The 13,783-nt window shown below is 72.2% G+C and carries 9 protein-coding genes; 4 read left to right on the forward strand and 5 right to left on the reverse strand.

All coding sequences use genetic code 11. From position 1 onward, the window contains the following. Nucleotides 1-173: 173 nt before the first annotated feature. From ACFYZL_RS16385 to ACFYZL_RS16400, 4 genes are all read left to right on the forward strand, one after another. A complete protein-coding gene (locus ACFYZL_RS16385; protein ID WP_384756031.1) occupies nt 174-1,463 on the forward strand; it encodes a DUF5685 family protein in 1,290 nt (429 codons plus the stop codon). 119 nt (nt 1,464-1,582) lie between these two features. Beyond that, nucleotides 1,583-2,398 (forward strand): DUF1684 domain-containing protein, encoded by an 816-nt coding sequence (locus ACFYZL_RS16390; protein ID WP_388679510.1) that lies wholly within the window; start codon nt 1,583-1,585, stop codon nt 2,396-2,398. Nucleotides 2,399-2,534: 136 nt separating this feature from the next. After that, on the forward strand, nt 2,535-3,431 hold the full coding sequence (locus ACFYZL_RS16395) for a S1 family peptidase (RefSeq protein WP_384756037.1): 897 nt from the start codon (nt 2,535-2,537) through the stop codon (nt 3,429-3,431). 98 nt (nt 3,432-3,529) lie between these two features. Then, a complete protein-coding gene (locus tag ACFYZL_RS16400) occupies nt 3,530-4,009 on the forward strand; it encodes a hypothetical protein (RefSeq protein ID WP_384756040.1) in 480 nt (159 codons plus the stop codon). A 31-nt stretch (nt 4,010-4,040) separates the two neighbouring features. On the opposite strand, the gene ACFYZL_RS16405 is transcribed toward ACFYZL_RS16400, so the two are convergent. The 5 genes from ACFYZL_RS16405 to fxsBH all read right to left on the reverse strand — a co-directional run bounded on the left by ACFYZL_RS16405 (nt 4,041) and on the right by fxsBH (nt 13,781). Continuing rightward, nucleotides 4,041-4,937, reverse strand: a complete 897-nt coding sequence (locus ACFYZL_RS16405; RefSeq protein WP_384756043.1) for a DUF4231 domain-containing protein — start codon at nt 4,935-4,937, stop codon at nt 4,041-4,043. 100 nt (nt 4,938-5,037) lie between these two features. Next, complete coding sequence (gene fxsT / locus ACFYZL_RS16410; RefSeq protein WP_384756046.1) at nt 5,038-9,024, reverse strand: FxSxx-COOH system tetratricopeptide repeat protein; 3,987 nt, start codon at nt 9,022-9,024, stop codon at nt 5,038-5,040. Next, nucleotides 9,008-10,408 carry a TIR-like protein FxsC gene (locus tag ACFYZL_RS16415; protein ID WP_384589165.1) on the reverse strand — a complete coding sequence of 467 codons (1,401 nt, stop codon included), beginning with the start codon at nt 10,406-10,408 and terminating at the stop codon, nt 9,008-9,010. Before ACFYZL_RS16415 ends, fxsT begins: the two co-directional genes overlap by 17 nt. Nucleotides 10,409-10,488: 80 nt before the next feature. Next, nucleotides 10,489-11,538, reverse strand: coding sequence for an aminoglycoside N(3)-acetyltransferase (locus ACFYZL_RS16420; RefSeq protein WP_388679515.1), 1,050 nt, complete (start codon nt 11,536-11,538; stop codon nt 10,489-10,491). Continuing rightward, nucleotides 11,535-13,781 (reverse strand): radical SAM/SPASM protein FxsBH, inactivated beta-hydroxylase extension form, encoded by a 2,247-nt coding sequence (fxsBH, locus tag ACFYZL_RS16425; RefSeq protein WP_384748408.1) that lies wholly within the window; start codon nt 13,779-13,781, stop codon nt 11,535-11,537. Before fxsBH ends, ACFYZL_RS16420 begins: the two co-directional genes overlap by 4 nt. Nucleotides 13,782-13,783: the final 2 nt, after the last annotated feature.

Genomic DNA, 13,783 nt, shown 5'->3' on the forward strand with positions numbered 1-13,783 from the left:
GTACTGGTGCAGAACATCCGTTGCACGGTCAAGGATCCTGGCAGCTACCACTGCTGTCTGAGTGAAAATACGACTGCTACCTCCGAATGGGTGACCCGTTGCGGCGTTCGGGTGGCGGCGCGGGCTCGGTACGATGCCCCGCAGGCACGCGTACGACTCACGGGGGAAGCGGTTTGTTCGGCATAGTCAGACCTTGCACGCACCGGCTCGGCGAGCGGTTCAAGGCGGAGTGGATGGCCCATCTCTGCGGGCTCTGCCTGGCACTTCGGGGTGACCACGGCCAGTTCGCGAGGATCGTCACCAACTACGACGGGCTGCTCGTCTCCGTTCTGACGGATGCTCAGTCGGGTCCGGCCGCCGGCTCCCGGCGCACCGCGGGTCCCTGCCCCCTGCGCGGGATGCGCACCGCCTCCGTGGCCAACGGCGAGGGCGCGCGGCTCGCCGCGGCCGTGTCGCTCGTGCTGGCCTCGGCGAAGGTGCGGGACCACGTCGCCGACCGGGACGGGCTGTTGGCCCGCGCCCCCATCGCCCTGGCCGCCCGCAAGGTGGCCCGAGGCTGGGACCGGGCCGGCGCCCGGACCGGGGCCTCGCTCGGCTTCGACACGGCGGTGCTCGTCGACGCCGTGGACCGGCAGGCCGGCATCGAGACGCTGGCGGGCATCGGCACGCCGGTGCTCGTCGTGACCGAGCCGACGGAGACCGCGACGGCCGCCGCCTTCGCCCATACCGCCCAGCTCGCCGGACGGCCAGGCAACGCCCCCGCGCTCGCCGAGGCGGGCCGGTACTTCGGCCGGCTCGCGCACCTGCTCGACGCGGTGGAGGACCAGGCCGCAGACGCCGCGGCGGGCGCCTGGAACCCGCTCACGGCCACCGGCACCTCCCTCACCGAGGCCCGCAGGCTGTGCGACGACGCGCTGCACGGCATCCGGCTCGCACTGCGCGAGGTCGAGTTCACGGACGCGGGGCTCGCCCACCGGCTGCTCGTGCACGAGCTGCGCACCTCGGTGGACCGGGCCTTCGGCACGAGCAGCTGCGGGCACGGGCACGCGGCGACGAACTCCGCCGGGCAGGGCGGCGGGCCGTACGCGGCGAACCCGTACGCGGGCAGCCCCCAGTCCGGTGGCAACCCGTACGGCTCGAACCCGTACGCCCCGGGCGCGCCGCAGGCCCCGAGCGGGCCGGGTACGCCCCCGCCCATGGGGCCCGGCGGCGGTGGCGGCGGCTGGGGCGGTCTGCCGCCGCAGCGGCCGCGACGCGGGCTGCTGGCGGGCTGCGCGGTGGCCATCGGGCTGTTCTGCACCTGCCAGCTGTGCTGTGCCGAGCACGAAGGTCCGTGGTCACGGGAGCGCAAGGAGCCGTGGTGCGACGCCGGCGACTGCTGCGACGGCTGTGACTGCTGCAGCAACTGTGACGGCTGCTGCTGTGACGGCTGCTGCTGCGACGGCTGCGGCTGCGACTGCTGACCCCCTCGGGCTGAGGCGCCGTCAGGACCGTTTTCCCTTCCGGCACGTACAGGTCCGGACGGCGTACCCCGGCTCCACCAGGGGTTTCCGTCCGGACCGGTGTGGAAGGGTTGAGCGGCATGAGCGATGACGAAAACGATCCGCAGGCCGCATGGCACGCATGGCACGAGCATCGGGCGGCCATCGTGTCCGCCCCGTACGGTCCCCTGGCGCTGATCGGAACCCACTGGCTCGCCGACTACCCGGAAGGTCGAATTCCGGCCGTTCCGGGGCGTTGGCGCACGACCGGCGGCGGAGTGGCGCTGACGGCCGCCCCCGGGGATTCCCTTCAGCTCGACGGCGAGCCCTTCACCGGTGACGCGGAACTCGCCGCGGACGAGGGCCCGCCCTCGCGCTCCCGGCTCACCGCCGGGGACATGCGACTCGTCGTGATCCGTCGCGAAGGGGAGTGGGCGGTACGCGTCTTCGACCCCGGATCCGAAGCCCGCAGGGCCTTCGGCGGCATCGAGGCGACCCCGTACGATCCCGCATTCGTCCTGCCCGGGCGGTTCACGCCGTACGGCGAACAACGGACCGTCCAGGTGGACAACGTCGACGGGCAAGCGCGCGGACTCGGCCTCGGCGGCGAGCTGGCCTTCCGCTTCGGCGGTGTCGAGCACACCCTCCAGGTCGCCGTCGACGAGGACGACGGAAGCCTCTGGGCCGTCTTCGGCGACGCCACCGGCGGACGCTCCAGCTACCGGTTCCGTTTCCTGAAGCCGGGCGTCCCGGGTGCGGACGGCTCGATCACCGTCGACCTGAACCGGGCCCTGCTGCCGCCCTGCGCCTTCGCCGACCACTTCATCTGCCCCTTCCCACCCCCCGGGAACACGCTGCCGTTCGAGGTGGCGGCGGGCGAGCGGCGGCTGAAAGGCGCCCTTGCGACCGGTATCTGACGACAGGACACTCCCGACAGCGCTTGTCAGGGGCACGGCCAAAATTCACGCGCCGGTCATGCCTCCGACTGCGCCTCACGGGCGCCGGCACCCCCACAGCCGCCGGGCCCCCGAACCCTCTCCAGGAGGACGAGAAGTGAGGATCAAGCGCATCACCCGTACCAGGCTCCTCGCGGTGGCCACCGGCCTGGCCGCCGTGGCCGCGCTCGCGGCGCCCACCGTGGCGAGCGCGGAAGCCGTCAAGGACGGCAAGGACACAGCTTTCAGCGAGGCGAGGCTCGCCTCCGTCAGCGCATCCGTGCTGCGCGCCGACGTCGCGGGCACCGCCTGGTACACCGACACCGCCACCGGCACCCTGGTGGTCTCCGCCGACTCCACGGTCTCCGCCGCCGACATCGCCAGAATCAAGCGCGAGGCCGGAGCCGACGCCGGAGCCCTGCGCATCGAGCGCACCCCCGGCAAGCTCTCCAAGCTGATCTCCGGCGGCGACGCGATCTACGCGTCGAGCTGGCGCTGCTCGCTCGGCTTCAACGTGCGCAGCGGCACCACGTACTACGTCCTGACCGCCGGGCACTGCACCGACGGCGCGGGCACCTGGTGGACCAACTCCTCCCACACCACCACGATCGGCGCGACGGTCGGCTCCAGCTTCCCCACCAACGACTACGGCCTGATCCGCTACGACAACGCCTCGCTCGCCCACCCGGGCACCGTCGGCAGCCAGGACATCACCAGCGCGGTCAACGCCACCGTCGGCATGTCCGTGACCCGGCGCGGCTCCACCACCGGCACCCACGGCGGCTCGGTGACCGGCCTCAACGCCACCGTCAACTACGGCGGCGGCGACGTCGTCTACGGCATGATCAAGACCAACGTCTGCGCCGAGCCCGGCGACAGCGGCGGCCCGCTCTACTCGGGCACCCGCGCCGTCGGCCTCACCTCCGGAGGCAGCGGCAACTGCACCTCGGGCGGCACCACCTACTTCCAGCCCGTGGTCGAGGCCCTCAACGCCTACGGGGTCAGCGTCTACTGACGGGTGACCCACGCGCCCCCGCCACACCCCTGGACGTCCTCCCGCCTTCTGGGAGGATGTCCAGGGTGTCCGTGTCCACGGGGGAGGCAGGGGTCCGAATGAAGCGAATCGGCGTGACGGGGCACCGGTGCATCCCGGACGAGGTGCTCGACCACGTGGAGAGCGGCCTGCGTGACGTACTGGGCGGCCACGAAGGCCCGTTGGAGGCCCTCTCCAGCCTCGCCGAGGGAGCGGACCAGATGTTCGCCGCCATCGCGCTGGAATACGGCGCGGGCCTCACCGTCGTGATCCCCAGCGGGGACTACGAGGACGCCTTCGAGGACACCGAGTCCCTCGCCCGCTACCGCGGACTCAAACGGCGGGCCACGCAGGAGGTCCGGATGGACTTCGCCCGCTCCACCGACGAGGCCTACTACGCCGCCGGCACCTACATCGCCGACTCCTGCGACCGGCTCGTCGCCGTCTGGGACGGGCTGCCCGCCCGCGGACACGGCGGCACCGCCGAGATCGTCGCCTACGCCCGCGCCCTCGGCAAACCGGTCACCGTGATCTGGCGCGAGGGCGTGACCCGGGACTGAACCGCGGGCCACGCCCCCCCGTGCGTACGCCTCAACTGCTGTGCCGGGCCAGCCAGTCCGTGTGCTGGGGAGAGACGTACCGCTCCGTCTCGTACACCGCCGACGGCCACTGGGACTCGGTGATGGTCGTCTGCATCACCACCATCATCGCCGCCAGGTCCTGCTCGATCAGGGTGTGCGCCTCGATCAACGGATGGTGGCGGCGCACCTCGTTCCACGCGATGCCGGCCGCCGCCGCCGCGCTCAGCAGCCCGGTGAGCTTCGGCCCCGGTCCCGAGCCGAACGCCCCGAACAGGGCGAACAGCAGGGCCAGACAGGTCAGCAGCACGATCGTCCACGACCACAGGGCCGTCGCCCGCCGGGAGACCTCCGTCTTGCGCCGGTACCAGTTGCGCTGCTCGATCAATCGGTCCCGCACGTACGTCTCCCGCCGCACCTGGTAGTCCAGACCCCTCAGCCTGAACATCGCGCCGGTGATCTCCCCGCCCTCCGGGAGCGCCCCGGAGGTCCGCGGATCCTCCCAGCCCATCTTCTTCAGCTCGTCCAGCCCCGCCTCCAGCCGCGTCCGGTACGTGGCCTCCGCCCCCGCCACCTCGCTGCCGAACGGCGCTCCGTGCACGGCGTACCGCCAGGCCAGGGACTTGATGAACTCGGCCGCGCTCCGGTTGAGCTGCCACTGCGGGCGGGCCCGGCGCCGGGTCGCCCGCACGCCCACCCCCAGCACCCCGGCGTACGCGAGCACGCTGAGCAGCCCGAACAGGTACAACGAACCCAGCCGGGGGCCCGTCGGCAGCGCGGCGGCCGCCGCGGCCGCGACGAGCAGCAGCAGCTGGGCGCGCGTCGCCTGGGTGGACTCGCGCTGCCGGGAGATCGCCGCTTGGTCGGTGTGGTGGAAGAGGGCCGGCAGGTCCTCGTTTCGAAAGGTCATGCTGTCGGGCACAGCGCCCCCCTGCTGTCGATCGGATCGATCGGAACGATCCGGAGGAGGGAGGCGGGGACCGGTGCGGTCCCCGCCTCCCTCCTGCGGATCACACGGCGAGCGGCTCCAGGTCGCGGTGGACCCGCCGCTCGTCACGGGCGTACCGGGTCAGACCGTGGTCCTCGCCGAGCAGCCGCGTCAGCTCGCCGACCGCCTCGGCCCGCAGCCGGGCCGCCTCCTCCTTGCGGCCCAGCGAGTCCAGGCTGACCGCCATGTTCGAGGCGCTCGCCAGGGTCTCCGGGTGGTGCGCCCCGAGCGCCTCGCGCAGCCGCATCACCGCCAACCGCTCCAGCTCCAGGGCGCCCTCCGGATCGCCCAGGTCGGCCCGGGTGTTGGCCAGGTTGAGGTTGGCGAAGACCGTGTGCGGGTGGTTGTCGCCGAGCACGTCCCGCATCAGCCGGATCGTCTGCCGCAGCATGGTCTCCGCCGTCTCGGCCGCGCCCGTGCCCCAGTGGAAGACCGCCAGGTTGTTCACGGCCGCCAGGGTGTACGGGTGCCGCTCGCCCGGCACCTTCATGTACTCGTCCACCACCTCCTGCGCCAGGTCCCGGGCCGCGCCCGGCTCCCCGGTCGCGAAGAGGTCCGAGGCCAGGTTCAGCTCGCAGGACAGCAGGTCCGGGTTGACCGAGGTGTACTTGGCCCGGTAGCGGGCCCGGGTGGCCGTGGTCAGCCTGAGCGCGTCCTCCAGCTGGCCCGCCCGGCGCAGCGACACCGCGAGGTTCTTCGCGGCCGCCAGGGTGCCCGGGAAGGCCCGGCCCAGCGTGCGCTTGTAGCTCTCGTACGTCCGGCTGAGCAGCTGCACCGAGTCCTCGTAGCGGCCCACCTCGCGCAGGTCGCGGGCGAGGTTCTGCGCGGAGGACAGGGTGTACGGGTGCTCCGGCCCCAGCACCTCCGTGCGCAGGTCGTGGACCTCCTGGTCGATCTCGCGGGCTCTGGTGTACTGCCCGACGAGCCGCAGGTTCAGCGCCAGGTTGTTCGCCGCCGCCAGCGTGCGCGGGTGCGCCTCGTGGAAGATCTGGCTGAAGCCCTCGTGCGCGTCGGTCGCCAGCTCCATCGCCTCGCCGTACTGGCCCAGGGCGCCCAGGGTGTTGGCGAGACCGCTCATGGTCATGTACGTGTGCGGGTGCGAGGGCCCGAGGACGGCCTTCTGCCGCTCCAGCGTGACCTCGTCCAGCTCCTTCGCCTCCACGAACCGGCCCTGCGAGCGCAGGATGTTCGACAGGTGGAAACGCAGGTACAGGTACTGGAGGTCGTCGTTGCCCAGCATCTCCTTCCAGGCTTCCCGCAGCTCCTCGCCGAGCGCGTACGCGGCCTTGAAGTCACCGCGCTTCCACAGGTAGCGGACCCGGTCGATCAGCAGGCGGCGGGTCTCCGGCTCCTTGCAGTACCGGGCCTCCGACGGGGTCAGGTGCGACCAGATCGTGTTGAACCGCGGCCAGGTCTCCGGGTTGTCGATCGGCTCGTCGTCGTCCGGGCGGGCGCCGGCCAGGATCCGGTGGACGGCGTGCCGGGCCTCCCGCTGCTCCTCCTCCGTCATCTGCGACCGGATCACCGCCTGCACCAGGCGGTGCACCTGGATGCTGTTGCTGACCTGGTCGACCTTGGCCAGCGCGAACCGGCCGATCTCCCGGATCACCCGGCCCAGCACCAGCTTCTCCTGGAGCGAGGAGTCGTACGGCTTGAGGGCGTCGATCATCTCCTTGCTGTAGAGCAGGTTCGCCGAGATCGGCTCCGGCGCCAGGAACGCGCAGAGCTGGAGCAGCCGCACGGCGGCGGGGGAGCGGGACTGCAGCCGCTCGATGGAGATGTTCCAGGTGGCGGCCACCGGCTCCGGGTATCCCGGCGGCTGGTTCAGCCCGAGCACCCGGGCCGCCTGCTGGGCCAGCTGCTCGATGTACGCCGACACCGGGGTCGCGGTCTCCGCGATCCACGCGCCCGCCTGCTCGACGGCGAGCGGCAGGTCCCCGACCGCTATCGCCACCTGCTCGGCGTCCTCCTTGCTGAGCCCCGGGGCCCGGCGCTGGAGGTGCTCGATGGACTCCTCGCGCAGGAACACGTCCACCGGGAGCGCGTCGCCGTACTGCGACCAGGACTGGTTGCGCGAGGTCACCAGAACGTGGCCCGGGCCGCCCGGCGGGAAGAACCGCTTGAGGGTCTCCGGGTCGTCCGCGTTGTCGAAGACCAGCAGCCAGCGCGAGGACGGCACCCCGCGCCGCAGCAGGTCGATCGCCTCCTGCGAGGCGGCCGCCATGTCCTCGCCGGTCTGCGCGCCGAGACGTACGGCCAGCTCCGCGAGGGCCGCGACCACGTCGTCGGTCTGCTCCGAGGAGATCCACCACACCAGGTCGTAGTCGGCCATGAACCGGTGGACGTACTCCAGCGCCACCTGCGTCTTGCCGACGCCGCCGAGGCCGAACAGGGTCTGCGGCTGCGGCAGCACCACCGAGATCCCGCCGCCGAGCTGGTCGCGCATCCGCTCCAGCACCATGGAACGCCCCGTGAAACCGGGGTTGCGGGGCGGCGCGTTCCAGATCTTCGGGACGGTCCCCGGGAAGCGCGGGCCGGGCTGGGAGGCACTGGCCACGGTGTCGGTCAGGGCCGCCGGCCGCTCCACCGCGCGCAGCAGCGCGGTCGTCGCGTGCACCTCGTCGAGGCGGAAGAGGTCCACCGGATTGCGGTCGATGTAGGGCGTGGCGAGCCGTACGTCGCCCACGCGCAGCGCCACCAGATGGCGTCGGCCGCCGGTCGGGTCCTCGGCGGCGGCCCGCTCCCACACGTCCACGGCCCGGGCGGACTTGAGGTAGGCGCTGGAGAGCAGCACCACGGTCCGGGCGGCGTTGTCGATGCTGATGCCCGTCCCGCCGATGGTGTCCCCGGCGTCCGGGCCGGGGGTCCGTTCGGCGGACACGTCCCTCGGGACGACCCGGAAACCGGCCCGGGTGAGCACCGACTCGATCCAGTCGGCCCACATCCGGTTCTCGGCGACGTACGAGAGGAACAGGTCGGCGGGGAGCGCGGGGCGGCGACGGGTGAACGCGTCCCGGATGCGCAGGCGCACCTCCTCGCCGATGACCGGCATGGAGGTGATGGCGCCCTCGGTGACCACGGTGGTCAGCCGCTCGAAGGCGGAGAGGAGGGAGTTGGTGAGCCCGGCCTCGTCGCCGAAGGTGGCCAGGGTCTCCTCGTAGGCGTAGTAGGGGCGGTAGGGGATCTCCACCGCACCCCAGTAGGAGGTGAGTTCGTCACCGACCAGACCGTTCGGGAACCGGTCGAACTTGATCCGGGCCAGCGCGCGGCCCGCGTCCGCCTTCTCCTTCTCGCCCTCGTCGATGCGCATCGGAACGGGGTAGATCTTGATGCCCCGGTCGTTGAACCGCTCGTCGATCTGCCGGGCCACCGAGGCGGCGCCGTCGATGGACTGGTCGGAGAGGGTGAAGCAGTCCACCAGGATGTCGGGGAGGTGGACCGTGCAGATGTCGGCGATGTCGGAGAGGCCGGTGCGGCTGTCGATCAGGACGTAGTCGTAGTTGCTCTTCATGTCCTCCCGTAAGGCGTCGAAGAAGAGCCCGCCGCCGAGGCGGTCGTAGAAGTTGTCCCAGTCGAAGGTGGAGACGGTCGCGGAGTACTCGCGGTTCTGCCGCCCCGCCGAGACGAAGTCCAGGGTGCCGCCGTCCGGGAACTCCCAGCCCAGGGTCTCGGGGGTGAGGGAGACGGCGTGCGGCTGGATCCGCGCGTAGTCCCGGTGCCAGTCGTCGGCGCGCTGCACCGGGCTGGTGGCGGCCCACGCGTACTCGCTGATCAGGTCGATGACCCCGGTGGTCGCCCCGAGGGTGGAGGGGTCCAGGAAGGGGTGGAAGAAGCGGTGCAGGCCCGGGGCCTCCAGGTCCCAGTCCACGGCGAGGACCCGCTTGCCGTTGGCCGCGAGGATCCAGGCGGTGTTGGCGAGCGCCATGGTGCGGCCCGTGCCGCCCTTGTACGAGTAGAAGGTGACGATGCGTCCGTCACGGCTGTCTTCGCTGTCACGACTCGCTGTCATCCGCGTCCCCCCGATCGGTGTCGTTGCTGTCGTCGCTGTCTTCTTCGTGCTCGCCGTCGTGTGCGTCCTCGTGTGCGTCGTCGTGTGTCCCGGTCGGGAAGGGCACTCTCGGCGGGGCGGGCGGTCCGCTCATTCCCATGGGCCCCAGCAGCCGCGGCCGTTCGATCTGGGTGTTGCCGGCCGGCAGGTACACCTGGGCGTGTCTGAGGAACTGCTGGGCGGCGGCCTCGACCACCTGCGGGAGGATCTGGCCCAGCGTCTCCATGCTGGCCACGCCGTTGGCGGCGGCCCGGCACGCGGCCCGGCCCTGCCGCATCTTGACGGGCAGGGTCTCCTCCAGCCGCCGGGCCAGCTCGGCCTCCTTGGCGCGGGACTGGCTGTCGTAGCGGTTCCACGGCACGACCACGTTGATCCACGGGCGGTGCTCCTGGTCGAAGGCGGCCAGGCGCTGGCGGCGGTGCTCGTCCTCCACCGCCCACCGGTCGACGATCAGGATCTCGGGGCGGGTCGGCGGCTGCTTGCTGTCGAAGTGACCGGCCTCGTCGTCGAAGGAGGCCACGGTGGTCTGGTAGTTGAGGTTCTTGACCAGGTCCTCGGCGACGTACGCGATGGGCCGCTGGGCGACCGGATGGTACGGGTTCCACTCCAGGGCGCTCTCCCCGTAGTACTCGGGGCTGCGGCCCTCCGGGAGGTCGTGCCGGGAGGCTGCCGCGACCGTCACGTGCAGGGTGCGGGAGGGGCCGCCGGCGGGACTCCCCGTGGTGCCGAAGGCGCTGGGGACCACCCGGTAGTCCACCGGCCGGACGGGTGCGAGGTCGACGTTCTTGCCGACGTGGACGATGCGCCGGGCGAGTTCGTACACGGCCTTCTCGTACTGCTCCGCGTATCCGCGCAGCTTGATCAGCCCGTACAGCCCGTCGGTGACGTAACGCTCGCCGAAGGTGTTGTGGTTGAACTGCAACCGCTCGGCGGGACCGGGCAGTTGGGAGGGCGGCACCGGCACCCATAACGCGGGCACGATGGCCTCGGGAGGCTGGCCGCCCGGGCTGACCGCCCCGTGGTGGATGGCGCGCTGCGCGAAGGCGTACCACTCCTTCCCGCACATCTGGCTGGTGAAGTACCGCGGTGAGAACAGGGGAACGAAGACACGACAGTTGGCGAGCGCCTCGGCGAGCCGTTCCGACCAGCCCTCACCGCTGCGTATGTCCCGGTCCATGAAGCCGACCGGGAAGCCGGCGGGCAGGTCCGTCATCGCCATGACATGACCGCAGAGATCACGGAAGAGGCGCTCCACCCACATGTCCGGGTCGGGTCCCCCCGCTCCGAATCTCGGCGTATGCGCGTAGCTGAGAAAAAAGTACGGCTCCCCTTTTTTTGCGGGCACACGACCCCCGTCCCGAAGATTGCGAGCGAAGGAACATCATTCCGGAGCTGCTTCGCCGCATCCCCTCATCGTTCAGTCAATCAGCGTCGGTTTTCGGTCATCCACTCGAGCGCGTGATCAACGGCCTCGGGCAGGGAGAAGAGCATGGCCGAAGCCCCTCCCACCCGCCCCCTGCGCACCCCGGAGTCCGGGAACGCGCCGCCGATCTCGGCGAAATCGCTGTCGTCCAGCGCGACGTCCTCGTACGAGGTCCACTCCCCCTCTTGCAGGTGCCCCTGCCGGTCCCGCAGGGGCCCCTGCCTTTCCCCTGGAAGGTTCACCTTCACCACACACTCGTACATGCGCAAGGGGGGCTTCGGAATTCGATACTCCGCGAGATGGAATGCCGAGCAGACGGAAAATCCCACATTGATCATGAGTACCTGGGCCCCCTCCCAGCACAGCTTTCCCAGCGGCGACTCCTCGCCCATGTGGCTTTCCAGCCGGTGCCCGGAACAGAGCCGCTCCGCGTCGGCGCCGACCGCGGCGAAGGAGGTCTGCGGGTGGGCGCTGCGCGCGGCTCCGGGCGCGGTACGGACGGCCTCGGCCAGCGCGCCCATGCCCTGGCTGGGGGTGCTCGCCGGGTCGAAGGCGGGCATCCGCTCCCGGAAGGCCGCCACCTCGGGCCCCGACAGCCCGGCGATCCGCGCCAGGTGCGCGCTGGAGGTGGTGGAGTTCTCCGGGGTGAACGCGGGGACCACGAGCGTCCCGCGCGGCCCGAGCACGCCCAGCAGGGCGTCCCGCAAGGGCTCCGCCCCGAGCCCCGTCCCCCCGAGCGAGGCGTGCACGAGCAGCCGCATCCCCGGCCGCACCCCGAGCAACCGCAGGTGCACCGCGAGGGCCAGTACGCCTCGCGGCTCGCCGGAGGGAACCGGGGCCGTCCCCGCCCGGGCGGGGACGGCCCCGACAGGGCCGTCGGCCGCGCTGCCCCGTCGTCGGTCCGCGGCCGGGCTTCCGCCGGCCGGGACCGGGGGTCCGCCGAGGGGCGCGCGTGCGGCTGCGGCCGGGCCGTCCGGGACGAGGGCTTCGCCCGGCGGCGCGGGCATTGCCGGGCCGGTGCCGCCCCCGTTGCCCGGGCCGGAGGCCGTCACGCGTGGACCGCCTTCAGTTCCCAACGGAGTTCCTCGACCAGCCGCTTGCCGGTGACGGTCAGCTCCGCCGCCCCCGCGAGCCGGTCCAGGGCCTGGTGGATGTGGTCCGAGCCGCCCGGCTCCGGGGACTTCGTGGCCCGCCGGTAGGCCTCCACCGCCACCCGCTCGTGGACGTCCGCCAGCAGCCGGGACACCGGGACGGGGCGGGAGCGCCACGGCGACGGGTGCTGCCACTGCCCGTCCAGCGCGTACAGGTCGGCCACCTCGGTCAGCGCCCGCAGCCGGGCCCGGCGCTGCCCGGTGAGCAGCGCCAGCGCGGTCTCCGGGACCCCCGCCGTGTACGGCACCCCGAGCGCCCCCGGCCCGTGCCGGCCCGCCTCGCCCCAGTCGCCGGCCCGCGGGCCGCCCGCGAGCGGGGTCAGCGTGGTCAGCCCGCCGGCCGCCGACCGGGCGAACTCCGGTACGGCGGAGCGCAGCAGCGCCCACGCCCCGTCGAGGCGGCCCCGCCACTCCTCGGTCTCCCCGGCGCCGAGCCGCAGCCTGGGCGGGCGGGCGAAGCAGTTGCGGTACGGGTCGAGGTCCTCCAGCGCGACCGGAATCTCGTCCGGTCCGGGGGACCAGGTCCGTACGGGCTGCCAGCGCGCGTCGCCCGCGGCGGGGCCGAAGCGGTGCTCGGTGCGGCCGTCCCGGGCGACGTACCCCTCGTCCGCGACGCGCAGCACGGCGCGGCCCTCGGTGCCGGGCTCTCCGAGCCGCAGCAGCCCGAGCGTCGGCAGGTACACCTCGCCGTCGCGGAAGGCCACCTCGGCCGGCAGGTCCAGTCCGCCCCGCAGCACCGCGGCCGCCGCGAGCGCGGTCAGCCTGCGGGCGGCCTCGGGGCCGTCCGGGGCGTCGGCGCCGTCCAGGGCCGCCAGGATCCAGGTACGGGTGAACGGGTGGTCCAGTACGGCGTCCGACGCCAGGGCGCCCGCCTCCCCGGCCCGCTCCGCCGCGCCGAGCAACTCCCAGGCGCGGGCCCAGTCGGGCTCGGCGGCCAGGTCCGCGTGCAGGCGGGCCAGCAGGACCCGGGTCAGCTCCTGCTGGGAGCCGGCCAGCCGGTCGGGGTCGGTCAGTTGCGGAGCGGTCGTGGCGGCGGCGGTGCGGCCCTCGACCCCGTCCACCAGTTCGCGCAGATCGGTGCAGTAGACGGAGGGGTTGTCGAAGCCGTTCGCGTCCCGGTAGCGGTGCGTGTAGAGCCCGCCCCCGCACGAACGTACGACGGGGCACCGGCGGCACGCATCGCTGACGCCCGCCAGGCCCAGCTGTCGGGCACGGACCCCGGGATGGGCCGCGACCTGGTCAAACGCGTGGTCGAAGACGTTGAAGCCGGTCGCCGCGGCGCCCTCGAAGGCGCTCTTGAGCGAGTCCACCTGCTCCAGCGTCCCGTCGGTTTCGACGACGACCAGGTCGGTGGGCGCGAGCCCGAGGGACTCGGTGAGGCTGGGCCCGCCGCGCAGGGTGGACAGCAGGGAGTCGAAGAGCCGTACGGGAACCGGCCGTTCGAGCCGCTCCCAGTGGTCGAAGATCCGCAGGAGCCAGCGGGCGTAGGCGTCGGGGGCGTCGTCGGGGCGGGCCGGAGGCGTTTCCCACGTGGCGTGGGGGAGGAGGAAGTCGACCCGCGGCGGCTCCAGTTCGACGAGCGCGTCCAGTACGGCGACGGGGTCGTTGGCCACGTCCACGGTGCAGAGCAGACCCTGGTAGAGGTGGCGGTACGGCGCGGAGCGGAGCAGGGCGACGGCGGCCAGGACCAGCGGATGGCTCGTACGGCCGTCCGCGAAGCGGCGGTGGCGGTCGTTGGCGGCGCGGTCCCCGTCGAGGGAGATACCGACCCGTACGCCGAACTCGTCGAAGAGGTCGAGATAACGGGTGCTGAGCTGGAGGCCGTTCGTGTGGATCCGCAGGTCGAGTTCGGCGGTCCCGGCGAGGGCCCGTGTGAACTCCTCGCACACGAGGCGGAGTCGGGCGGGGCCCGCCAACAGGGGTTCCCCTCCATGGAGGATCACCGTGACGGAGGGGAGTGCATGGTCACGGGCATGTTCGGCGAGCCTGGACGCGGTGGTCGCAATAACCTCGGGGGAGATCACTTTCGGCCGGGCTCGCCAGCTCTGATCTGCGTGTTCGTAGACGTAGCAATGATCACAAGCAAGATCGCATCTGCTGTGAACTTTCAGGACGATCTCGCGAAAAGCGATCAGGCCGGTCATTC

Origin of the sequence: Streptomyces sp. NPDC001717, from assembly GCF_042892775.1 — a bacterium.
In the GTDB taxonomy this organism is placed as follows: Bacteria; Actinomycetota; Actinomycetes; order Streptomycetales; family Streptomycetaceae; genus Streptomyces.

Coding starts and splice junctions, on each gene's coding strand:
- ACFYZL_RS16400 (WP_384756040.1), top strand. CDS start 3,530: ATGAAGCGAATCGGCGTGACGGGGCACCGGTGCATCCCGGACGAGGTG.
- fxsT (WP_384756046.1), bottom strand. CDS start 9,024: ATGACAGCGAGTCGTGACAGCGAAGACAGCCGTGACGGACGCATCGTC.
- fxsBH (WP_384748408.1), bottom strand. CDS start 13,781: ATGACCGGCCTGATCGCTTTTCGCGAGATCGTCCTGAAAGTTCACAGC.
- ACFYZL_RS16390 (WP_388679510.1), top strand. CDS start 1,583: ATGAGCGATGACGAAAACGATCCGCAGGCCGCATGGCACGCATGGCAC.
- ACFYZL_RS16405 (WP_384756043.1), bottom strand. CDS start 4,937: ATGACCTTTCGAAACGAGGACCTGCCGGCCCTCTTCCACCACACCGAC.